The sequence below is a fragment of the Streptomyces sp. TLI_053 genome, from assembly GCF_900105395.1.
In the GTDB taxonomy this organism is placed as follows: Bacteria; Actinomycetota; Actinomycetes; order Streptomycetales; family Streptomycetaceae; genus Kitasatospora.
Map to the genome: position 1 here is coordinate 5956483 of NZ_LT629775.1, position 21631 is coordinate 5978113.

The 21631-nt window shown below is 73.4% G+C and carries 17 protein-coding genes and 1 other RNA gene; 16 read left to right on the plus strand and 2 right to left on the minus strand.

Going from position 1 to position 21631, the window contains the following annotated elements:
* Nucleotides 1-1260: a serine/threonine-protein kinase gene (locus BLU95_RS24530; RefSeq protein WP_093861900.1), complete on the plus strand. Its 1260-nt coding sequence runs from the start codon at nt 1-3 to the stop codon at nt 1258-1260.
* A 103-nt stretch (nt 1261-1363) separates the two neighbouring features.
* Nucleotides 1364-2476, plus strand: a complete 1113-nt coding sequence (gene prfB, locus BLU95_RS24535; protein ID WP_093861901.1) for a peptide chain release factor 2 — start codon at nt 1364-1366, stop codon at nt 2474-2476.
* Nucleotides 2477-2627: 151 nt separating this feature from the next.
* On the opposite strand, the gene BLU95_RS24540 is transcribed toward prfB, so the two are convergent.
* Complete coding sequence (locus BLU95_RS24540; protein WP_045938705.1) at nt 2628-2822, minus strand: hypothetical protein; 195 nt, start codon at nt 2820-2822, stop codon at nt 2628-2630.
* A 350-nt stretch (nt 2823-3172) separates the two neighbouring features.
* Between BLU95_RS24540 and ftsE the strand changes: the two genes are divergently transcribed.
* From ftsE to BLU95_RS24580, 8 genes are all read left to right on the plus strand, one after another.
* Nucleotides 3173-3862 carry a cell division ATP-binding protein FtsE gene (gene ftsE, locus BLU95_RS24545; RefSeq protein ID WP_030394280.1) on the plus strand — a complete coding sequence of 230 codons (690 nt, stop codon included), beginning with the start codon at nt 3173-3175 and terminating at the stop codon, nt 3860-3862.
* A 76-nt stretch (nt 3863-3938) separates the two neighbouring features.
* Complete coding sequence (gene ftsX / locus BLU95_RS24550) at nt 3939-4850, plus strand: permease-like cell division protein FtsX (RefSeq protein ID WP_093861902.1); 912 nt, start codon at nt 3939-3941, stop codon at nt 4848-4850.
* A 122-nt stretch (nt 4851-4972) separates the two neighbouring features.
* The gene (locus BLU95_RS24555) at nt 4973-6121 is read left to right on the plus strand and encodes a S41 family peptidase (RefSeq protein ID WP_093861903.1); all 1149 of its coding nucleotides are present in this window, start codon (nt 4973-4975) and stop codon (nt 6119-6121) included.
* A 44-nt stretch (nt 6122-6165) separates the two neighbouring features.
* The gene (smpB, locus tag BLU95_RS24560) at nt 6166-6642 is read left to right on the plus strand and encodes an SsrA-binding protein SmpB (RefSeq protein ID WP_043474758.1); all 477 of its coding nucleotides are present in this window, start codon (nt 6166-6168) and stop codon (nt 6640-6642) included.
* Nucleotides 6643-6728: 86 nt separating this feature from the next.
* Nucleotides 6729-7110, plus strand: a transfer-messenger RNA (tmRNA) gene (gene ssrA / locus BLU95_RS24565).
* A 128-nt stretch (nt 7111-7238) separates the two neighbouring features.
* On the plus strand, nt 7239-9539 hold the full coding sequence (locus BLU95_RS24570) for a HelD family protein (protein ID WP_093861904.1): 2301 nt from the start codon (nt 7239-7241) through the stop codon (nt 9537-9539).
* 454 nt (nt 9540-9993) lie between these two features.
* Nucleotides 9994-11466 (plus strand): NAD-dependent malic enzyme, encoded by a 1473-nt coding sequence (locus BLU95_RS24575; RefSeq protein WP_093861905.1) that lies wholly within the window; start codon nt 9994-9996, stop codon nt 11464-11466.
* Nucleotides 11467-12024: 558 nt separating this feature from the next.
* Nucleotides 12025-12306, plus strand: a complete 282-nt coding sequence (locus BLU95_RS24580; protein ID WP_045938702.1) for an HU family DNA-binding protein — start codon at nt 12025-12027, stop codon at nt 12304-12306.
* A 112-nt stretch (nt 12307-12418) separates the two neighbouring features.
* On the opposite strand, the gene murA is transcribed toward BLU95_RS24580, so the two are convergent.
* Nucleotides 12419-13792: a UDP-N-acetylglucosamine 1-carboxyvinyltransferase gene (murA, locus tag BLU95_RS24585; protein ID WP_093861906.1), complete on the minus strand. Its 1374-nt coding sequence runs from the start codon at nt 13790-13792 to the stop codon at nt 12419-12421.
* A gap of 318 nt (nt 13793-14110) precedes the next feature.
* Between murA and BLU95_RS24590 the strand changes: the two genes are divergently transcribed.
* The 6 genes from BLU95_RS24590 (at nt 14111) to BLU95_RS24615 (ending at nt 21562) form a co-directional block, all read left to right on the plus strand.
* Complete coding sequence (locus BLU95_RS24590; protein WP_030394273.1) at nt 14111-14695, plus strand: YqgE/AlgH family protein; 585 nt, start codon at nt 14111-14113, stop codon at nt 14693-14695.
* A gap of 85 nt (nt 14696-14780) precedes the next feature.
* Complete coding sequence (locus BLU95_RS24595; RefSeq protein WP_030394272.1) at nt 14781-15062, plus strand: DUF3039 domain-containing protein; 282 nt, start codon at nt 14781-14783, stop codon at nt 15060-15062.
* Between the two features lie 96 nt (nt 15063-15158).
* Nucleotides 15159-16769: a beta-N-acetylhexosaminidase gene (locus BLU95_RS24600; RefSeq protein ID WP_093861907.1), complete on the plus strand. Its 1611-nt coding sequence runs from the start codon at nt 15159-15161 to the stop codon at nt 16767-16769.
* Nucleotides 16770-17115: 346 nt separating this feature from the next.
* Complete coding sequence (locus BLU95_RS43370; protein WP_051742572.1) at nt 17116-17982, plus strand: FAD binding domain-containing protein; 867 nt, start codon at nt 17116-17118, stop codon at nt 17980-17982.
* The gene (locus BLU95_RS45865; protein ID WP_093861908.1) at nt 17979-19238 is read left to right on the plus strand and encodes a (2Fe-2S)-binding protein; all 1260 of its coding nucleotides are present in this window, start codon (nt 17979-17981) and stop codon (nt 19236-19238) included. Before BLU95_RS43370 ends, BLU95_RS45865 begins: the two co-directional genes overlap by 4 nt.
* Nucleotides 19235-21562: a xanthine dehydrogenase family protein molybdopterin-binding subunit gene (locus BLU95_RS24615; protein WP_093861909.1), complete on the plus strand. Its 2328-nt coding sequence runs from the start codon at nt 19235-19237 to the stop codon at nt 21560-21562. Before BLU95_RS45865 ends, BLU95_RS24615 begins: the two co-directional genes overlap by 4 nt.
* The last annotated feature ends 69 nt before the right edge of the window (nt 21563-21631 follow it).

Genomic DNA, 21631 nt, shown 5'->3' on the forward strand with positions numbered 1-21631 from the left:
TTGGCACGCAAGATCGGCAGCCGCTACACCGTCCACCAGGTGATCGGCCGGGGCTCGGCCGGGACGGTCTGGCTCGGCGAGGGCCCGGACGGTCCGGTCGCGGTCAAGCTGCTCCGCGAGGACCTGGCCGCCGACCAGGTGCTGGTCGGGCGCTTCGTCCAGGAACGGGCCGCGCTGACCAGCCTCGACCACCCCCGGGTGGTCGGCGTGCGCGACATGGTGGTGGACGGCAGCGACCTCGCCCTGGTGATGGAACTCGTCCAGGGCACCGACCTCCGCTCCCGGCTGGAGCGCGACGGCGCGCTGCCCCCGCAGGCCGCCGCCTCGATCATCGCGGACGTCGCCGACGGCCTGGCCGCCGCCCACGCGGCCGGAATCGTGCACCGCGACGTCAAGCCGGAGAACGTCCTGCTCGACCTGGCCGCCGCTCCGGGCCCCGGCGGCGCCCCGCGGGCCAAGCTGACCGACTTCGGGGTGGCCCGGCTGGTCGACGCCCCCCGCCGCACCCGGGCGACCAGGATCATCGGCACCCCCGACTACCTCGCCCCCGAGATCATCGAGGGCCTGGAGCCGCGCGCCGCCGTCGACATCTACGCCCTCGCCACCGTGCTCTACGAGCTGCTGGCCGGCTTCACCCCGTTCGGCGGCGGCCACACCGGGGCGGTGCTGCGCCGGCACGTCACCGAACAGGTGCCGCCGATCCCCGGCCTGCCCGACGGCCTGTGGCGGATCATCGCCGAGTGCCTGGCCAAGGCCCCGGCCTCGCGGCTGCGCGCCGCCGAGCTGGCGGCCCGGCTGCGCGAGCAGCTGCCCGCCCTGGCCGGACTGCCGGTGCTGGCAGTCCCGCAGCAGGGCCGGGCCCCGGCCGAGGAGCAGCTGACCCCGGGCGAGGCGGTCTACGCCGAGGTGGACGCCGCCCCCGGCGCCCACAAGCGCCGCCGCGGCCCGGCCGTCCCGCTGGTGCCGGGCGCCGCCCCGGACTCCACCCGGGACACCCACACCAGCCTGCGCCGCCCCTCCGCGCACGAGCTGGCCTCGTACGCGGCCGAGTCGCGGGCCCAGCGGACCGCCCCGGGCAGCGCCCACCGCCGCGACCGCCAGGCGCTGCTGCGCCGCCGCCGGATGCTGGCCGTGCTGCTGGCCACGATCCTGCTGCTGGCCGGGGCCGCGGCGGCCTGGACCGCCTTCGCCGCGACCGTGCCGGACGCCGGTCCCGGCCCGCGCCCGGCCACCTCCGCGACGGCTCCGCGGGCTCCCTGACCGGCGCCGTCCGCGCCCCGGGCGGCCGCCCCGACGGCGCACTCCGGGCCTCGGGGACCCCCGGGGTCGTCATGTGCACCCCGGGAACCATTACCCTGGGGGCGTGGCAGCCGTCGATCCTTCCGAAGAGCTCAAGAACCTCGATACGACCATGGGGTCGATCGAGGCCGTCCTCGACCTGGACAAGATCCGGGCCGACATCGCGGTCCTGGAGGAGGAGGCAGCCGCCCCCACCCTGTGGGACGACGTCGCGAACGCGCAGAAGGTGACCAGCAGGCTCTCCTTCCTCCAGGGCGAACTGCGCCGGGTCGAGGGCCTCCGCGGCCGCATCGACGACCTGGGCGTCCTGTTCGAGCTGGCCGAGGCCGAGGACGACGCGGACACCCGCGCCGAGGCCGAGGTCGAGCTGGCCGCCGTCGCCAAGGCGGTGGAGGAGCTCGAGGTCCGCACCCTCCTGTCGGGCGAGTACGACGCCCGCGAGGCGCTGATCAACATCCGCGCCGAGGCCGGTGGCGTGGACGCCGCCGACTTCGCCGAGCAGCTGATGCGCATGTACCTGCGCTGGGCCGAGCGGCACGGGTACCCGACCGAGGTCTACGACACCTCGTACGCGGAGGAGGCCGGCATCAAGTCCGCGACCTTCACCGTGAAGGCCCCGTACGCCTACGGCACCCTCTCGGTCGAGCAGGGCACCCACCGCCTGGTCCGCATCTCGCCCTTCGACAACCAGGGCCGCCGGCAGACCTCGTTCGCCGGTGTCGAGGTGCTCCCGGTCGTCGAGCAGTCCGACCACGTCGACATCGACGAGTCGGAGCTGCGCATCGACGTCTACCGTGCCTCCGGCCCCGGTGGCCAGGGCGTCAACACCACCGACTCGGCGGTGCGCATCACGCACATCCCGACCGGTGTGGTGGTCTCCTGCCAGAACGAGCGCTCGCAGATCCAGAACAAGGCGTCCGCGATGAACGTCCTCCAGGCCAAGCTGCTGGAGCGGCGCCGCCAGGAGGAGCGCGCCGCGATGGACGCGCTCAAGGACAGCGGCAGCTCCTGGGGCAACCAGATGCGCTCCTACGTGCTGCACCCGTACCAGATGGTCAAGGACGTCCGGACCGCGTTCGAGGCCGGCAACCCGCAGGCCGTGCTGGACGGCGACATCGACGGCTTCATCGAGGCCGGCATCCGCTGGCGCAAGCAGCGCGAGACCGCCGCGCAGTAGTCGCGCGCAGTAGTCGGTACGCGCGGTGCTCGGCGCAGGCAGCGGCCGAAACGGGAAGGGTCCCGACCGGAACTCCGGTCGGGACCCTTCCCGTTCGTGCATGTCCACCGTGTACGTCCGCCGGTGGTTCGGGGTACCGCCGGTACCTTCCTCAGGCCAGTGCCTGCCGCGCGAGCAGCACCACCGCGAGCAGTCCGGCCAGGACGGCCAGCAGCATCGCGGGGGAGAGCGCGGCGAACGGACCCTGCTGCTCCTGCAGCCTGGCCCGGGTGGCCCGGCAGGCGGGGCAGCGGCCCTCGCTGACGCGGCCGTTGCAGTTGGCGCACACCAGATGGTCGCAGGTCATGCGATCTCCTCCTCGCTGCTACTGCCAACGCACCGGAGCGGGCCTTGGTTCCTCGTTGTGCCCTGTGCGGCGGAGCGGTCGGGCCCGACCGCAACCTCCACTCTGCCAGGTTCCGGCCGTTCCGGCCCCCGGGCTGTGAGATGGCTCCCAATTTTCAGGGCATAACCGGGCATTCTCCCCCAGTTTTCTGCCGCTGTCACTCCCTGAACCTGCGGGCCGGGCGGGCCTTCGCGTATGGTCCCAAGCCGGGAGCGGCCGTTCCGCTCCCCTCGCCCGCCCCGGGCCGGGCATGCCGGGGGGCGGACCGACCGAGGACTGGCGCCGCCTAGGATGGCCTCCGTGATGCAGCCGTGATCAGATTCGACAACGTCTCCAAGACCTATCCCAAGCAGAACCGTCCCGCCCTGGACAACGTCTCGCTGGAGATCGAGAAGGGTGAGTTCGTCTTCCTGGTCGGCTCGTCCGGCTCGGGGAAGTCCACCTTCCTGCGGCTGTGCCTGCGCGAGGAGCGGCCCAGCACCGGCGAGGTGCACGTCCTGGGCAAGGACCTGGGCAAGCTGTCCAACTGGAAGGTGCCGCACATGCGCCGCCAGCTGGGCACCGTCTTCCAGGACTTCCGGCTGCTGCCGAACAAGACGGTCGCGCAGAACGTCGCGTTCGCGCTGGAGGTCATCGGGAAGCCGAAGAGCGCCATCGGCAAGGTGGTGCCCGAGGTGCTCGACCTGGTCGGCCTCGGCGGCAAGGAGGACCGGATGCCCGGCGAGCTCTCCGGCGGTGAGCAGCAGCGCGTCGCGATCGCCCGGGCGTTCGTCAACCGCCCGATGCTGCTGATCGCGGACGAGCCCACCGGCAACCTCGACCCGCAGAACTCGGTCGGCATCATGAAGCTGCTCGACCGCATCAACCGCACCGGCACCACGGTGCTGATGGCCACCCACGACCAGGCCATCGTCGACCAGATGCGCAAGCGCGTCATCGAGCTCGACAAGGGGCTGCTGGTCCGCGACCAGGCCCGCGGCGTCTACGGGTACCAGCACTGACCGCTCGGCGCTGAACCCGTGGGCCGTCCGCCCGCCTCCTCCGACCAGCAGTACCGACCCTGGAGTTGTTGAACGCATGCGCGCGCAGTTCGTCCTGTCGGAGATCGGTGTGGGTCTCCGCCGCAACCTGACGATGACCATCGCGGTCGTCGTCAGTGTCGCGCTCTCCCTCGCCCTCGCCGGTGCCTCCCTCCTGGTCCGCGACCAGGTCAACTCGATGAAGGGGTACTGGTACGACAAGGTCGAGGTGAGCATCTACTTCTGCACCAAGGCCGATGCCCGGAACTCGCCCCAGTGCGACAAGGGCGCGGCCACCGACCAGCAGATCGCCGACATCAAGACCCAGCTGGACAAGATGGACTCGGTGGTCCAGTCCTCGACCTTCGAGAACTCCACCGAGGCGTACAAGCACTGGAAGGAGATGAACCCGGACAACCCGCTCATCTCCGTCCTCGGCCCGGACGCCATCCCGCAGTCCTGGCGGGTCAAGCTGAAGGACCCGACCAAGTACGACGTCATCCAGAGCGCCTTCGCCGGAAAGCCCGGCGTGAAGTCGGTCGAGGACCAGCGGAAGATCCTGGAGAACCTCTTCGGCCTGCTGAACGGTCTCCAGACGGCGGCCTTCGTGATCATGGTGCTGATGCTCTTCGTCGCCCTGCTGCTGATCGTCAACACCGTCCGGGTGTCGGCGTTCAGCAGGCGGCGCGAGACCGGCATCATGCGCCTGGTCGGCGCCTCCAACTTCTACGTGCAGATGCCGTTCATCGCGGAGGCCGCGTTCTCCGCGCTGCTGGGCGCGGTGATGGCCTCCGGCCTGCTGCTCGGCGGGCACTTCTTCGTCCAGGGCTGGCTGGCCGAGCGGGTGCAGTTCATCCACTTCATCGGCCTCTCCTCGGTGCTCGCGGTGATACCGCTGCTGGTCGTGGTGGGTATGGGCATGGCCGGCATCGCGGCCTTCTTCACCCTCCGCAAGTACCTGAAGGTCTGACCGGACCACGCTCCGGACGACCGGGCGGCCCCGGACGGCACTGCGCCGTCCGGGGCCGCCCGCGTTCCGCCGCAGTCCGTTGCGGCCCGCGTGCTCCGGGGCTGCGCCTAGACTCCGGTGCCATGTCCGTCTCTCCCCGTGCGACCCGTCAGGCGGCCACTCTCGGCCTGGTGTTCGGCGCGGTCCTGCTGGCCGGGGCCGCCACCGGCGCCTGGGGCGAGCCGGGCGCGGCGGCCCGTCCGCCGTCGGTGGACACCGCCCGGGCGGTCGCCGCGCCCCTCGGGGCCGGCCAGGACCCGGCCGGCGCCAACCTCTCCCAGCAGCAGGCCGAGCATCTGATCGGCGCCACCGGGGACCGCTGGGGCGCCTACTACAGCGCCCAGGAGTACGCCGAGTTCAGCCAGGGCCTGGACGGCCGCTACCTGGGCGTGGGCCTGTCGGTCGGCCGGGGCGAGGACGGCGTCACCACCGTCTCCCAGGTGCTGCCCGCCGGTCCGGCGGCCGCCGCCGGGATCGCGGTCGGCGACCGGCTGCTGCGGATCGGCGAGGACGAGGCCGACCGGCTGCCGGTCACCGAGGTGGTCGCCCGGCTGCGCGGGCGCGAGGGCGCCGAGCGGCAGGCGGGCTCGGAGGTGGTGCTGGAGCTGCGGCGGGGCGAGGGCGGGGTCCGCGAGGTCCGGCTGCGCCGGGCGCTGCTGGACAGCCAGCAGGTGACCGTCGAGCACCTGGCCGGCGGCGTGGTGCGGATCGCCGTCCGGGCCTTCACCTCCGGCGTGGCCGAGCAGGTGCGCGCCGCCGTGCGCGGCGCGCACGCCGGGGTGGTGCTGGATCTGCGCGGCAACTCCGGCGGACTGGTCGAGGAGGCCGTCGGCACCGCCGGGGTCTTCCTGGACGGCGGCCCGGTCGGCTCCTACCAGGACCGCGGCGGCACCCGCGAACTCACCGCCCCGCCCGGCGGCGACCAGCGCACCCCGCTGGTGGTGCTGGTGGACGGCGGCACCATGAGCGCCGCCGAACTGCTCACCGGCGCCCTCCAGGACCGCGGCCGGGCCGTGGTCGCCGGCGCCAGGACCTTCGGCAAGGGCACCGTGCAGCAGCCCAGCCGGCTCGCCGACGGCGCCGTGCTGGAACTCACCGTCGGCCGCTACTACACCCCGGCCGGCCGCTCGCCGGAGGGCGCCGGGCTGGCCCCGGACGTCCCGGCGGGCGCCGAGGAGGACGCGGACGCGCTCGCCCTGCGGGTGCTCGCCGGTCTCGGCAGCCGCACGTAAAGGGGCTGCTGGAACGGGGCCGGAGGTGCGAGAATGACGGCGCTATGGCAAAGGAAACCGGACACAAGCTGATCGCGCAGAACAAGAAGGCGCGACACGAGTACACCATCCTCGACACCTACGAGTGCGGCCTCGTGCTCACCGGGACCGAGGTGAAGTCACTGCGCGAGGGGCGGGCCAACCTGGTCGACGGCTACGCCTACATCCAGAACCACGAGGCGTGGATCGACAACGTCTTCATCCCCGAGTACACCCAGGGGACGTGGACCAACCACGCGGCCCGGCGCAAGCGCAAGCTGCTGCTGCACCGGATGGAGATCCAGAAGATCGAGACGAAGGTCCGCGACGCCGGCCACACCCTCGTCCCGCTCTCGCTGTACTTCAAGGACGGCCGGGTGAAGCTCGAACTGGCGCTCGCGGTCGGCAAGAAGCTCTACGACAAGCGGCAGACCCTGCGTGAGAAGCAGGACACCCGCGAGACGGCGCGCGCCGTGGCGGCCGCCCGGCGGCGCCAGAGTTAATCGGCTGGACCCCCGCTGGTCGCCTCGCGTAGTATGGCGCCAGCAACAAGGACGGTCACCGTCCGAGCTGTTTCTCAAAAAAACATGGGGATGATCGGTTTCGACAGGGGATGTTGAAACAGGGGAAGCGAGCCGAGGAACGCGGCAATGATCTCGTTAACCACGTGTCGCAAAAAAATAATCGCCAACTCTAAGCGCGATTCCCAGCAGTTCGCTCTCGCTGCCTAATAAGCACCGATAGCGCTTGGGTGTCAGACCGGGGGGTTCCCGACCCGGACCCTGGCATAATCTAGGGAACTCAACCGTCCGCCCGGGCTGCGGGGGTGGATGGGAAATCAAACAGCAGCTGGGCCTGTTGGCGGCTTGTCCGCGTGACTGCCAGGGCCGAGAAACTCACAGCGGACTGCGCTCGGAGAAGCCCTGAATTGACTCCACTGGACCCGGGTTCGATTCCCGGCATCTCCACCACCCCATGTTCACAGTGAAGGCCGTCCACCGCGTTGCGGAGGGCGGCCTTCACGTTTCCCCCGGCCTGGGCGTAGGATCGTCCGTCCGCTCGTATCCCGGAGCGGGATTCCGCCGCAACCACCGAGGCCATGCAGAGCAACACGGACACCACCGCCACCGACCACGAGACCGTGCGCGCGCGCGAGATCGCCGGTGAGCAACGCCACCTCGACAACGTCTACCACCGTCTGGAGGAGAAGCTCGCCGAGGCCGAGTACATCCTCGAGGACGCCGCCAAGCGGGTGCACGTCGGCACTCCGGGCGCGCTCGCCGAGCGCGACGCCCAGGTGTACCGGGCCGGTGCGCACCTCCAGCGGCTCAACAACGAGTTCGAGGACTTCCTGTTCGGCCGGGTCGACCTCCAGGAGGCCGACGCCCCGGAGGAGCACGGCATCCCCTCGAACACCCCGCTCGACCCCGCCGACCCGACCGTCGCCGAGACCCTGCACATCGGCCGGCTGGGCGTGCTGGACGCCGAGTTCGGCCCGCTGGTGATCGACTGGCGGGCGCCCGCCGCCGCGCCGTTCTACCGGTCCACCCCGCTGGAGCCCGGCCGGGTCCTGCGCCGCCGGGTGATCCGCTCCAAGGGCCGCAAGGTGATCGGGGTCGAGGACGACCTGCTCCGCCCCGACCTCACCCCCACCCTGGACGGCGAGGAACTGCCGGTGGTCGGCGACGGGGCGCTGATGGCCTCGCTCGGACGCGCCCGCAGCCACTCGATGCGCGACATCGTCTCCTCCATCCAGAAGGAGCAGGACGAGGTCATTCGCGCCGCCGCGGCCGGGGCCACCCTGGTCACCGGCGGGCCCGGCACCGGCAAGACCGCCGTCGCGCTGCACCGTGCCGCGTTCCTGCTCTACCAGGACCGCCGCCGGTACGCCGGGGGCATCCTGGTGGTCTCGCCGACCCCGCTGCTGGTCTCCTACACCGAGGGCGTGCTGCCCTCGCTCGGCGAGGAGGGCCAGGTCGCCATCCGCGCGGTCGGCTCGCTGGTCGACGGCATCGAGGCCGGCACCTACGACACCCCGCGGGCGGCCCGGATCAAGGGCTCGGCCCGGATGGTCCAGCTGCTGCGCCGGGCCGCCCGGGCCACCCTGGAGCTGCGCGCCCCGCAGGAACTCAAGGTGGTCGCCCGCGGCGAGGTGCTGCGGCTGGACGCGGGGCGGCTCAGGACGGTGCGCGGCAACGTCGTCGGCTCCGGCGGCACCCCGCTCAACCTGCTCCGCCCGCGCGCCCGCCGGCTGCTGCTGGACGCGCTCTGGCAGGAGGCCGTCCGCGACCTGCCCAAGCCGTCCGACCACTACGCCCGCGAGCGGCGCCAGGAGGAGAAGGAGGCCTTCGACGAGTACGTCTCGGACGAGGCGCCGTTCCTGGCCTTCCTGGACGCCTGGTGGCCCGCGGTCACCCCGCGCTCGGTGCTCGGCACCCTGAAGCAGTCCCGGCACACCAACCGGATCGCCCGCGGCGCGGTCACGCCGGAGGAGTCGAAGGTGCTGGCCGCCTCCTGGCGGCACCTGTCCGAGCACGGCGAGGGCGCGCTGTCGGCGCACGACGTGGCGCTGGTGGACGAGCTCCAGCTGCTGCTCGGCGAGCCGGCCCGGCCCAAGTTCCGCGAGGTGGACGCGGCGGACCTGCTGACCGGCCTGGACGAGGTCACCACCTTCGCCGACCGGAACGCCCGGCAGCGGGAGCGGATCCCGGCCGAGCGCACCGAGTACGCCCATGTGATCGTGGACGAGTCGCAGGACCTCACCCCGATGCAGTGGCGGATGATCGGCCGCCGGGCCCGGATGGCCACCTGGACCATCGTCGGCGACCCGGCGCAGTCCTCCTGGCCGTTCCCGCAGGAGGCCCAGGCCGCGCTGGACGAGGTGCTGTCCGGCAAGCCGCGCCGCCGCTACACGCTGACCGTGAACTACCGGAACCCGGCCGAGATCGCCGAGGTGGCGGCCAAGGTGCTGGCGCTGGCCGCGCCGGGCACGCCGTCGCCGAGCGCGGTGCGGCACGTGGGCGTCGAGCCGAGGTTCGCGGCCGTCACCGACCCCTCGCCGGAGGTCTTCGGCGCGGCCGCCCGGGCCGAACTGGAGCTGCTGCTGGGCGAGGTGGACGGCACGGTGGCGCTGGTGGTGCCGATGGACCGGCGGGCCGAGGCGGCCCGCTGGGCCGAGGGCCTGGGCGAGCGGGTGGTGACACTGGGCAGCCTGGAGGCCAAGGGGCTGGAGTACGACGCGACCGTGGTCGCCGATCCGACCGGGATCGCCGGCGAGTCGGAGGCGGGCCTGCGGGTGCTGTACGTGGCGCTCACCCGGGCGACCCAGCGGCTGACCGTGCTGTCCGGGCCGGACGACCTGCCCGACGCGGCCGGGACGCCCGCGCTGCTGCGCGGCTGAGCGCGCCGCCGTCCGCCCGACCCGGGGTCTGACGGAGCGTGACGGCCGGCCCGCCGGGGCCGGCCGTCGCACGGCCGCCGGACAGGCGTGCCGAGCACCGGGGAAGTGCCGGGGGAAGTACCGCGGGGGAGCACCGGGTGAGCACGACGAAGGCCCCTCGCCCGGTGGGTGAGGGGCCTTCAGAAGCTACGACACCGACCCGCCATGCTCGCCTCGCGGCAAGTGGTCCCTCGAAGGGACGAAGGTTGGGCCCGGGGGCTTGGATCGAGCCGGTGTCCCGTCCAATGTAACGCATCGGGCGCCGGAGGCAAGAAGTTGTCGGGTCCGCACACTCAATGAACGTTATTTCTGACTACGCCCTGGTAGGTGCGACGATCGAGGTCTAGCATGCGCAGGCGAGGGACTTCAACAAACTGTTGAACTCGCGGACGGACAGACGGAAGAAGGAACGTCGATGGCGACGGTGCCCAGTGTCTCCAACTCGATCACGGTGCGGCTGGAGGTCCCGGCCACGGGCAACGCCGTCAGCGCGATCACCACGGCCGTGGAGTCCTCCGGCGGCTCGGTGACCGGCCTCGACGTCACGGCCTCCGGGCTCGAGGCGCTCCGGATCGACGTGACCGTGGCCGCCACCTCGGTGGCGCACGGCGAGGAGATCGTCGAGAAGCTCCGGACCATCGACGGGGTCACCATCGGCAAGGTCTCGGACCGCACCTTCCTGATGCACCTCGGCGGCAAGATCGAGATGTCCTCGAAGCTGCCGATCCGCAACCGTGACGACCTCTCGATGATCTACACCCCGGGTGTCGCCCGGGTCTGCATGGCGATCGCCGAGAACCCCGAGGACGCCCGCCGCCTCACCATCAAGCGCAACAGCGTCGCCGTGGTCACCGACGGCTCCGCCGTGCTGGGCCTGGGGAACATCGGCCCGGCCGCGGCGCTGCCGGTCATGGAGGGCAAGGCGGCCCTGTTCAAGCGCTTCGCCGGGATCGACGCCTGGCCGATCTGCCTGGACACCCAGGACACCGACGAGATCGTGGCCATCGTCAAGGCGATCGCCCCGGGCTTCGCCGGCATCAACCTGGAGGACATCTCCGCGCCGCGCTGCTTCGAGATCGAGGCCCGGCTGCGCGAGGCCCTCGACATCCCGGTCTTCCACGACGACCAGCACGGCACCGCGATCGTGGTGCTGGCGGCGCTGATGAACGCGCTCAAGGTGGTCGGCAAGGAGATCTCGGAGATCCGGGTGGTGATGTCGGGCGCCGGCGCCGCCGGCACCGCGATCCTCAAGCTGCTGATGGCGGCGGGCGTCGAGCACGCCACCGTGGCGGACGTGCGGGGCGTGGTCCACCAGGGCCGCGACGACCTCAACGACAACCTGCGCTGGATCGCCGACCACACCAACCGCTCGGGCCGCACCGGCAGCCTCAAGGAGGCCGTGGCGGGCGCCGACGTCTTCATCGGCGTCTCGGCCCCGAACCTGCTGGACGGCGACGACCTGGCCACCATGGCCGGGGACGCGATCGTCTTCGCGCTGGCCAACCCGGACCCGGAGGTCGATCCGGCGGTGGCCCGGCAGACCGCCGCGGTGGTCGCCACCGGCCGCAGCGACTTCCCGAACCAGATCAACAACGTGCTGGTCTTCCCGGGCGTCTTCCGCGGTCTGCTGGACGCGCAGAGCCGCACCGTCAACACCGAGATGATGATCGCCGCCGCCCGGGCGCTGGCCGCCACCGTCGGCGACGACGAGCGCAACCCGAACTACATCATCCCCAGCGTGTTCCACAAGGACGTGGCCAAGACGGTGGCCGCGGCCGTCCGGGACGCCGCCCTGGCCGCCACCTCGGAGGCGCCCGCGCCGTCCCGCCCGACCCCGGGCATCGTCGGCACGCTCGACACCGCGTCCTTCCCCGCCGTGCGGCTCTGACCTCGGAATCCGTCGACGGGCCCCTGCGCCGGGCCCGGCATCCGGCTTCCGCGGCGGTGCCCGCGCGGTGACGTGGATCGATCAAATGACCGATTAACGGTCGTACCCGCCCATTCCCGCCCCGAACCCTTGCGACACAAGGGCGAGGGGCGTGTTTGGGCTTGTCGGACCTAGGGCGTACGGTAGCCCTGCACGGGGCAGGCGTGTCCGACAAGTACGGAACGTCCCCCTGGTCTTCCGGCGCGTCGTCCCGACCGCCGCCCGCGCCCGGTCCGCCGGAGCCGACGGAGCGTCACACCTCCGGCGGGCGGGCGCTGTTCGGGTCGTTCCGCCGGGGCCCGATTGGCTTTCTCGGGGCCGGTCGGGGCAGGATTCGTATCCGGGCAGGCAGGCGGGCCTTCGAAGGCACGGCGCGCGGCACTGGGTGCGGACCCGGCCCGCGACCACGCATTGCCTGCATGAGCACAGTGTGCGGACCCGCGGCCCATCGGGGTGCCTCCCGGTGGGAGTACCGACGGGCCCCGGCACACCGCAAGCGAACAGACCACAGGAGTACACATGAACCGCAGTGAGCTGGTGGCCGCGCTGTCCGAGCGCGCCGAGGTGACCCGCAAGGACGCCGACGCCGTTCTGGCCGCCTTCGCCGAGATCGTCGGCGAGGTCGTCGCGAAGGGCGACGAGAAGGTCACCATCCCCGGTTTCCTGACCTTCGAGCGCACCCACCGCGCGGCCCGCACCGCCCGCAACCCGCAGACCGGCGAGCCGATCCAGATCCCCGAGGGCTACAGCGCCAAGGTGAGCGCCGGCTCCAAGCTGAAGGAAGCCGCCAAGGGCGTCTGAACGACCACCCCTTGAACGCCCGGGAGGCCGGGTCCCCCTCGTGGGGACCCGGCCTCCTGTTGTCGTCCCGGGGGTCCGGCGGCCCCGGAGGGCCGCCGGACGGACGCGCCGGTCAGGCGTCGACGAGCTCGCCGCTCGGCTCGCCGGCGGCCACCGCGGGCAGCTCGCCCGGCAGCTCGACGTGGGCGCCGAGGTCGCGCAGCTTGTCCATGAAGTTCTCGTAGCCGCGGTTGATCAGGTCGATGCCGTGCACGGTCGAGGTGCCCTCGGCCGCCAGCGCCGCGATCAGGTACGAGAAGCCGCCGCGCAGGTCCGGGATGACCAGCTCGGAGCCGATCAGCTTGGACGGGCCGGAGACCACCGCGGAGTGCTGGAAGTTCCGGGCGCCGAAGCGGCAGGGGGTCGCGCCCAGGCACTCGCTGTAGAGCTGGATGTGCGCGCCCATCTGGTTCAGCGCGCCGGTGAAGCCCAGCCGCGACTCGTACACCGTCTCGTGCACGATGGACAGGCCGGTGGCCTGGGTCAGCGCGACGACCAGCGGCTGCTGCCAGTCGGTCTGGAAGCCGGGGTGCACGTCGGTCTCCAGGGCGATCGCCTTGAGCTCGCCGCCCGAGTGCCAGAACCGGATGCCCTCGTCGTCCACCTCGAAGGCGCCGCCGACCTTCCGGAAGGTGTTGAGGAAGGTCATCATCTCCAGCTGGCGGGCGCCGCGGACGTAGATGTCGCCCTTGGTGGCCAGCGCCGCGCAGGCCCAGGAGGCGGCCTCCAGCCGGTCCGGCAGTGCCCGGTGGTTGTAGCCGCCGAGCTCGTCGACACCGGTGATGAGGATGGTGCGGTCGGTGCCCAGGGTGATGATCGCGCCCATCTTCTGCAGCACGCAGATCAGGTCGACGATCTCCGGCTCGATGGCCGCGTTGCGCAGCTCGGTGACGCCCTCGGCGAGGACGGCGGTGAGCAGCACCTGCTCGGTCGCGCCGACCGAGGGGTAGGGCAGCTCGATCCTGGTGCCGCGCAGCCGCTGCTGGGCGACCAGGTAGGTGCCCTGCGGGTGCTTCTCGATGGTGGCACCGAACTGGCGCAGCACCTCGAAGTGGAAGTCGACCGGACGGCCGCCGATGTCGCAGCCGCCCAGGCCCGGGATGAAGGCGTGGCCGAGGCGGTGCAGCAGCGGGCCGCAGAAGAGGATCGGGATGCGGGAGGAGCCCGCGTGCGCGTCGATGTCGGCGACGTTGGCGCTCTCCACGTGCGAGGGGTCGAGGATCAGCTCGCCGTCCTCGTCGCCGGTGCGCACGGTCACGCCGTGGAGCTGCAGCAGGCCGCGGACGACCTTGACGTCGCGGATGTCCGGGACGTTGCGCAGTCTGCTGGGGCCCTGGCCGAGCAGGGCCGCGACCATGGCCTTGGGGACCAGGTTCTTCGCACCGCGGACGCGGATCTCGCCTTCGAGCGGGTTTCCGCCGTGGACCAGCAGGACGTCGTCGGTCATCGTTCTCGCAATCCGGGGTGCCAGAGGAGTGGGGCGGGCTCGGCGACGAGCCAGGCGGTGGAGCGTTTCACGGGCGCGTCGGGCCCCCGGTGTGACCGAGTCGGCACCGTGGAGGGGCGTCCACCATCAGTAGATGGTAGTGGTCGTGCCGATGGTTCCTGTGAGCCTCTCCCGTGATGGTGCTCTCCCCGGGCCCCGGGGCGCGCGCCGGTGCGTCCGTACGGGTGTTCGTGGCGGGCGGGCCGGGCAGGGCCGGGTGGCCGGTGCGGTCGCCGTTTCGGGTGCCGCCGCCGGGGGTTCTGCGGGATCATGTGAGGCATGACGGCGGCCCATTCGCACGGAGGCCGGTCCCACACCGGCCGTCTGCTCGTCGCGACGCCCGTGCTCACCGACCCGAACTTCGCCCGGGCGGTGGTGCTCCTCCTCGACCACGACGCCGAGGGGGCGCTCGGTGTCGTGCTGAACCGGCCGACGCCGGTCGAGGTCGGCAGTGTGCTGGACGGCTGGGGGGTGCTGGTCGGTCTGCCCGCGGTGGTGTTCCAGGGCGGTCCGGTGGCGCTGGACTCGGCGCTCGGCCTGGCGGTGGCGCCGGGGGAGCCGGGCACCGGGGAGCCGCTCGGCTGGCGCCGGGTGCACGGCGCGATCGGCCTGGTGGACCTCGAGGCGCCGCCCGAGGTGCTGGCCGGGGAGCTGGGGGCGCTGCGGATCTTCGCCGGCTACGCGGGCTGGGCGCCCGGGCAGCTGGAGTCGGAGATCTCCACCGGCGCCTGGTACCTGGTGGACTGCGAGCCGGGGGACATCTCCAGCCCGGAGCCGGAGCGGTTGTGGCGGGCGGTGCTGCGGCGCCAGCGCGGGCCGCTGGCGCTGCTGGCGACCTATCCGGACGATCCCACCCTGAACTGAATCCGGCCCGGAACCGACGGTGCGCCGTCACGGCGCCGCCGCGACACTGGCCCGCTTCTCCGGGGCGCCCATAGACTTGGCACTCATGAGCACTCTTGAGCCCGAGCGCGGCCTCGGCACCGGCACCCTGGTCGAGCCCGTCCCGCAGGTGTCCCACGGGGACGGCGACCACGAGCGCTTCGCGCACTATGTCCAGAAGGACAAGATCATGGAGAGCGCGCTCTCCGGGTCCCCCGTGGTGGCGCTCTGCGGCAAGGTGTGGGTGCCCGGCCGCGACCCGAAGAAGTACCCGGTCTGTCCGATGTGCAAGGAGATCTACGACGGCATCGGCAAGCCGCAGGACGGGGACGGCGACAAGGGCAAGTAGCCCCGCGTCCCCCCGTTCCGCACATCACCGTTTTGCATGGTGCCGCGTTTCCGGAGTGGTCTATGCCACTGGTCGGGGTCGGGGCAGGATGGCGCAATGGACCTCATCCCTGCCCCCGTGAGTTCCGTCCGCCTCCCGGACCAGGACTTCCCGCTCGACCGGACGACCACCCTGACCGCGCCGCCCGAGCTGGCCGGGGCCGAACGGTGGCTGCGTTCCTCGCTGACCGCCGCCACCGGCCTGCCGCTCGCCCCGGGGCGGCCCGGCGAGGGCGTCGAACTGCTCCTCGACCCGGCGCTCGCCGGGGAGGCGTACCGGCTCTCGGTGCGCCCCGGCCACGCGGTGGTCACCGCCGGCGGTCCGGCCGGCGCGCTCTGGGGTGCCCAGACGCTGCGCCGGCTGCTCGGCCCGGACGCCTACCGGCGCGCGCCGCTGCGCCCGTCCGGCTGGGTGCTGCCCGGTGTCGACCTCGCGGACGAGCCGAGGTTCGGCTGGCGCGGTGCGCTGCTGGACGTCGCCCGGCACTTCCTGCCCAAGGCCGACGTGCTGCGCTTCGTCGACCAGCTGTCCGCGCACAAGCTCAACGTGCTGCACCTGCACCTGACCGACGACCAGGGCTGGCGGGTGGAGATCAAGCGCTACCCCGGGCTCACCGAGCGGGCGTCCTGGCGCGAGCGCTCGATGGTCGGCTACCGCTCCGCCGGGCGCCGCGACGACCGTCCGCACGGCGGCTTCTACACCCAGGACGACCTGCGCGAGATCGTCGCCTACGCGGCCGAACGGGCCGTCACGGTGGTGCCCGAGATCGACCTGCCGGGCCACACCCAGGCCGCCGTGGCCGCCTACCCCGAGCTGGGCAACACCGATGTGGTGGACACCGCGGCACTCGGGGTGTGGACCGACTGGGGGGTCAGCCACAACGTGCTCAACCCCTCCGAGGCCACCCTGCGGTTCTTCGAGGGCGTGCTGGAGGAGGTCCTGGAGATCTTCCCGTCCGAGTTCGTCCACCTCGGCGGCGACGAGTGCCCCAAGGAGCAGTGGAAGGACAGCGCGGCCGCGCAGGCGCGGATCCGCGAGCTGGGCCTGAGCAACGAGGACGAGCTGCAGAGCCACATCATCCGGCACTTCGACCGCTGGCTGGCCGAGCGCGGCCGCCGGCTGATCGGCTGGGACGAGATCCTGGAGGGCGGCCTCGCCCCGGGCGCCGCGGTGTCCTCCTGGCGCGGCTACGGCGGCGGGATCGCCGCCGCGCAGGCCGGGCACGACGTGGTGATGTGCCCCGAGCAGCACGTCTACCTGGACCACCGGCAGGCGCCGGGGGAGCAGGAGCCGGTCCCGGTCGGCTTCGTGCGCACCCTGGAGGACGTCTACCGGTTCGAGCCGGTGCCGGCCCAGCTGGACGAGGAGGCGGCGCGCCGGGTGATCGGCACCCAGGCGAACCTGTGGAGCGAGTTCATGGACAGCGCCCGGGACGTCGACTACCGGGCCTTCCCCCGGCTCGCGGCCTTCGCCGAGGTCGCCTGGTCCGCGCTGCCCGCGGACCCGGCCGCCCGCGACTTCGCCGGCTTCGAACAGCGGCTGGCCGGCCATCTGGAGGTGCTGGACGCGCTCGGTGTCGAGTACCGCCCGGCGGGCGGGCCGCACCCGTGGCAGACCCGGCCTGGAGTGGTGGGCCGGCCGATCGAAGGGCCCCCGCCGGCGGTCTGAGCCGGGCCCGTCCGGTCCGGTCCGGACCTCGCCCGCGGCCCGGACCGGACGGCCCGCGGGAACTTCCGGGCGGCCGTCGGACGTCAAGAACAGATGAACATCCGCCCCGGTCCGAACCGGACCGGGGCGGATACCGCCCGGTATCGGTCCCAATCGGGCAGTACCGTTCGCCTGTCCCGAAATGATCATCGAGCATTGTGTGCCAGAGTTGCCCAACCCGGCCCGATCGCCCGTACCCTACGGGCCAGGCCGGGCTGCCGGAGCGGACACCCCGGTCAGGGGCCGCGGGCGGCAGGCGATCGATGAGCAAGTGGAGCACGGTGGGACCCAGGTGAACCGGACGATCATGCTGCCGGCCTCCCTCGACGAGGCCGTCGAAGCGCTGGCCGCTCACCCGGCCGCGGTGCCGGTGGCCGGCGCCACCGACCTGATGGAGGCCGTCAACGCCGGACGCCTCCGCCCCGCCTCGCTGGTCGGCCTCGGCCGGATCACCGAACTCCGCGGCTGGCGCTACGAGGACGGCGGCACCGCCGTCCTCGGCGCCGGGCTGACCCACGCCCGGATGGACCGCCCGGACTTCGCCGCCCTGATCCCCGCGCTCGCCGACGCCGCCCGCACCGCCGGACCCCCGCAGGTCCGCAACGTCGGCACCCTCGGCGGCAACATCGCCACCGCCGCCCCGGCCGGGGACACCCTGCCGGTGCTCGCGGCGCTGGAGGCCAGCGTCACCCTGGCCCGGGCCGGCGCCACCCGCGAGGTCCCGGTCAGCCACCTGTTGACCGGACTCGACCCGCTGCGGCCCGGCGAACTGCTCACCTGGGTGCGGGTCCCGCTGCTGCACGCCCCGCAGGTCTTCCTCAAGGCCACCGGCCGCAGCGGCCCGGCCCGCGCCACCGCCTCCGTCGCCCTCGTCCTGGACCCGGCCCGGCGCGCCGTCCGCTGCGCCGTCGGCGCCGTCGCCCCGGTGCCGCTGCGGCCCCTGGAGGCCGAGGCCTGGGTGGCGGGCTGCATCGACTGGGACGGTTCGCGGGAGATCGACCCCGCCGCTACCGCGGCCTTCGGCGAGTACGTGGCCGCGGCCTGCGTCCCCGACGGCTACGGCGCGGAGGGCGCCTGGGAGGCCGTCACCGAGGGGCCGAGCGCGGCCGCCGTCCGTCTGCGGCGTACCGTAGCCGTGCTGGCCCGCCGGGCACTGGGAAGGGCGCTCAAGTGACCACAGACCACCCCATCGAGGCCCTGGACGCGGGGCTGCTCGACCACGCGCACGACCACGCGCCGCAGGTCAGCCGGGAGCTGCGGCCGACCACCTCGTACACCCTGCGGGTCAACGGCTTCGAACGGCCGGTCTCGGACGCCTGGATCGGCGAGAGCCTGCTCTACGTGCTGCGCGAGCGGCTGGGCCTGGCCGGCGCCAAGGACGGCTGCGAGCAGGGCGAGTGCGGGGCCTGCTCGGTCCAGGTCGACGGCCAGCTGGTGGCCGGCTGCCTGGTGCCCGCCGCGCTGGCCCAGGACAGCGAGATCAACACCGTCGAGGGACTGTCGGCCGGCGGCGGCGCCAGCGACGTCCAGCAGGCGCTGGCCGAGTCCGGTGCGGTGCAGTGCGGCTACTGCGTGCCCGGCCTGGCGATGGCCGTGCACGACCTGCTCCAGCGCAACCACCGGCCCACCGAGGTCGAGGCGCGCCAGGCGCTGTGCGGCAACCTCTGCCGGTGCACCGGCTACCGGGGCGCGCTGGCCGCCGTGCAGACCGTCGCCGACGCGCGGGCCGCGGTGGCCGGGGCCGCGGAGGCGGCCGCCGAGGAGGCCGCGGCCACCGCCGCGGACCGGGCCGCCGCACCCGCCGCGGCCGCTCCCGAGCAGGTGCCCGCGGCGGCCCCCGCGGACCCCGGACCGCCGACCGCCGACCTGCCGGTCTACACCGAGGACGCCTGGATCGAGCACGTCCCCCAGCCGCGCACGGAGCAGCCCGGGACCGCGGCCGGCGCCGGAACGGGCCCGGGGTACGGCACCCTGGACGGGCCCGGTGCTCCCGGCGCCCCCGCTGCTCCCGGCGACCGGGGGGGCTACGACGGGCCGGGCGGCTACGACAGCGGGGTGTACGACACCACGGTGCTGGCCCCGGTCCGGGACGTCCCGGCGCAGCAGGCCGACGGGTCCACCGGGTACTACCCCGCCCAGGGCTACCCCGAGCAGCAGCCGTACCCCGGCGCGACCCCGGCGCACGGCACCTACCTGCCCGGGACCGGCTACCCCGACCAGGGCGGCTACCCGCAGCAGCCCGGCTACGACACCGCCTCGGCGTACGACGGCCCGGTCTACGAGACCCCCGCCACCCCCGCGCACGGCACGCCGTACGATCCCGCACCCCCGCACGGTGCCCCGGCCGAGGGCAACGCCCAGGCCGGCGTCCCGTACGGCGCCACCCCCGCCCACGGCATCCGGCTCCCCGAGGACGACCACGCATCATGACGTCGCCTACCGACATCGGCGCAGCACTCCAGCAGGACGGCGACGCGGGCGGCGCGGCGGAGCCGTTCGGGCTGGGCAGCTCCCCGCTGCGCAGCGACGCCCTGCCCAAGGCGCTCGGCATCTACCCGTACGCCGCCGACCTGTGGGCCGAGGGCCTGCTGTGGGGCGCGGTGCTGCGCTCGCCGCACCCGCACGCCCGGATCCTCGGCATCGACACCTCGGCCGCGCTGGCCCTGCCCGGTGTGCACGCGGTGGTCACGGCCACCGACCTGCCGGCCGGTCCGGACGGCAGCCCGGACGGCGCGCCCTCCGGGCCGATCGTCGCCGACCGCCCGGTGCTGGCCGCCGGGGTGGTCCGCCACCACGGCGAGCCGGTGGCCGCGGTGGCCGCCGACCACCCCGACACCGCCCGGCTCGCGGTCGGTCTGATCGTCGTCGAGTACGAGCCGCTGGAGGCCGTCACCGACCCCGAGCAGGCCTTCACCGCCCCGCCGCTGCACCCGGACGGCAACCTGTTCCGCCATCTGCCGCTGCGCACCGGCGACCCGGAGGCGGCCGGCGAGATCATCGTCGAGGGCCTGTACCAGGTGGGCCGCCAGGACCCTGCCCCGCTCGGTGCCGAGGCCGGCCTCGCCGTGCCGCGCCCGGACGGCGGGGTCGAGCTGCACCTCTCCTCCACCGACCCGCACGGCGACCGGGACCGCACCGCGGCCTGCCTGGGCCTGGAGCCGGACCGGGTCCGGCTGGTGGTCACCGGCGTGCCCGGTGCCACCTCCGACCGCGAGGACCTCTCCTTCCAGGTCACCCTGGCGCTGCTGGCGCTGCGCACCGGCCGTCCGGTGAAGATGACGCTGACCCGCGAGGAGTCCTTCCACACCCACACCTCGCGGCACCCGGCGCTGCTGCGCTACCGCCACCACGCGGACGCCGACGGCACGCTGGTGAAGGTCGAGGCGCAGATCCTGCTGGACGGCGGAGCCTACGCGGACGTCTCGGCCGAGGCGCTGGCCGCCGCCACCGCCTTCTCGGTCGGCCCGTACAACTGCCCCAACGTCTTCGTGGACGCCTGGGCGGTGCGCACCAACAACCCGCCGGCCGGCCGGATGCGCGGCGAGGGCGCGCTGCAGGCGTGCTTCGCCTACGAGTCGCAGCTGGACCAGCTGGCCGCCCGGATCGGCGTGGACCCGGTGGAGGTCCGCCGGCGCAACGTGATGGCGACCGGGGACCCGCTGCCCACCGGACAGGCCGTCACCTGCCCGGCGCCGGTGGCTGCGCTGTTGGACGCCGTGGCCGCCGAGCCGCTGCCCGCGCTGCCGGTGGACGACCCGGACGCCGAATGGCTGCTGCCGGGCGGGCCCGGCGGCGCGGGCGACCCGGCCGCGGTGCGGCGCGGGATCGGTTACGCGCTGGGCATGGTGCACATGCTGGGCGCCGAGGGCGAGGACGAGGTCGCCACCGCGACGGTGCGGGTCAGTGGCGACCACGCCACGGTGATCTGCTCCGCCGTCGACGCCGGCCAGGGCTTCGCCACGCTGGCCCGGCAGATCGTGCAGAGCGTGCTGGGCGTCAGCGAGGTGTACATCGCGCCCGCCGACAGCGACCAGGCGGTGGCCGGGCCGTCGGCCCGGGGCCGGCACACCTGGGTGTCCGGCGGTGCGGTCGAGCGGGCCGCGCTGATGGTCCGCCACCAGTTGCTCCAGCCCATCGCCGCCGACTTCGGGATGTCGGTGGAGCTGCTGCAGATCGCCGAGGGCAAGATCACCTCGTACGACGGGGTGCTCGGCATGCCGGTGGCCGAGGCGCTGGAGGGCAAGGAGCTGTGGGCGACCGCGCAGTGCCGCCCGCACCCGACCGAGCCGCTGGACGAGGCCGGGCAGGGCGACGCCTTCGTCTCCATCGCGTTCTGCGCGATGCGCGCGGTGGTGGACGTGGACATCGAGCTGGGCGCGGTCCGGGTGGTCGAGGTGACGGTGGCCCAGGACGTCGGCCGGGCGCTGAACCCGCGGCAGATCGAGGACCGGATCGAGGCGGGGGTCGCCCAGGGCGTCGGGCTGGCGCTGCTGGAGGACCTGCGGACCGAGGGCGGTGTGCTGGCCAACCCCTCGCTGACCGGGTACCGGCTGCCGACCGCGCTGGACACCCCGGAGATCCGGGTCGCCGCGCTGCTGGAGGAGCGTGACGTGGTGGCTCCGTTCGGGGCCAAGGCGGTCAGCGCGGTGCCGGCCGTGACCGCGCCGGCGGCGGTGGCCGCGGCGGTCCGGGCCGCGACCGGTCTGCCGGTGGGTCGGCTGCCGATCCGCCCGGAGGACGCCGTCACCGGCTGAGCCGGTGCCGCCGGGTGGTTCCGCGGGTTCCGCGGAACCACCCGGACCGGCGCTTCTCCTGGGAAATCC

Bases quoted from the DNA above. Each gene is read 5' to 3' on its own strand.
- BLU95_RS24540 (WP_045938705.1), bottom strand. From the start codon at position 2,822: ATGACCTGCGACCATCTGGTGTGCGCCAACTGCAACGGCCGCGTCAGC.
- ftsX (WP_093861902.1), top strand. From the start codon at position 3,939: ATGCGCGCGCAGTTCGTCCTGTCGGAGATCGGTGTGGGTCTCCGCCGC.
- BLU95_RS24555 (WP_093861903.1), top strand. From the start codon at position 4,973: ATGTCCGTCTCTCCCCGTGCGACCCGTCAGGCGGCCACTCTCGGCCTG.
- smpB (WP_043474758.1), top strand. From the start codon at position 6,166: ATGGCAAAGGAAACCGGACACAAGCTGATCGCGCAGAACAAGAAGGCG.
- BLU95_RS24570 (WP_093861904.1), top strand. From the start codon at position 7,239: ATGCAGAGCAACACGGACACCACCGCCACCGACCACGAGACCGTGCGC.
- BLU95_RS24575 (WP_093861905.1), top strand. From the start codon at position 9,994: ATGGCGACGGTGCCCAGTGTCTCCAACTCGATCACGGTGCGGCTGGAG.
- BLU95_RS24580 (WP_045938702.1), top strand. From the start codon at position 12,025: ATGAACCGCAGTGAGCTGGTGGCCGCGCTGTCCGAGCGCGCCGAGGTG.
- murA (WP_093861906.1), bottom strand. From the start codon at position 13,792: ATGACCGACGACGTCCTGCTGGTCCACGGCGGAAACCCGCTCGAAGGC.
- BLU95_RS24590 (WP_030394273.1), top strand. From the start codon at position 14,111: ATGACGGCGGCCCATTCGCACGGAGGCCGGTCCCACACCGGCCGTCTG.
- BLU95_RS24595 (WP_030394272.1), top strand. From the start codon at position 14,781: ATGAGCACTCTTGAGCCCGAGCGCGGCCTCGGCACCGGCACCCTGGTC.
- BLU95_RS24600 (WP_093861907.1), top strand. From the start codon at position 15,159: ATGGACCTCATCCCTGCCCCCGTGAGTTCCGTCCGCCTCCCGGACCAG.
- BLU95_RS43370 (WP_051742572.1), top strand. From the start codon at position 17,116: ATGCTGCCGGCCTCCCTCGACGAGGCCGTCGAAGCGCTGGCCGCTCAC.
- BLU95_RS24615 (WP_093861909.1), top strand. From the start codon at position 19,235: ATGACGTCGCCTACCGACATCGGCGCAGCACTCCAGCAGGACGGCGAC.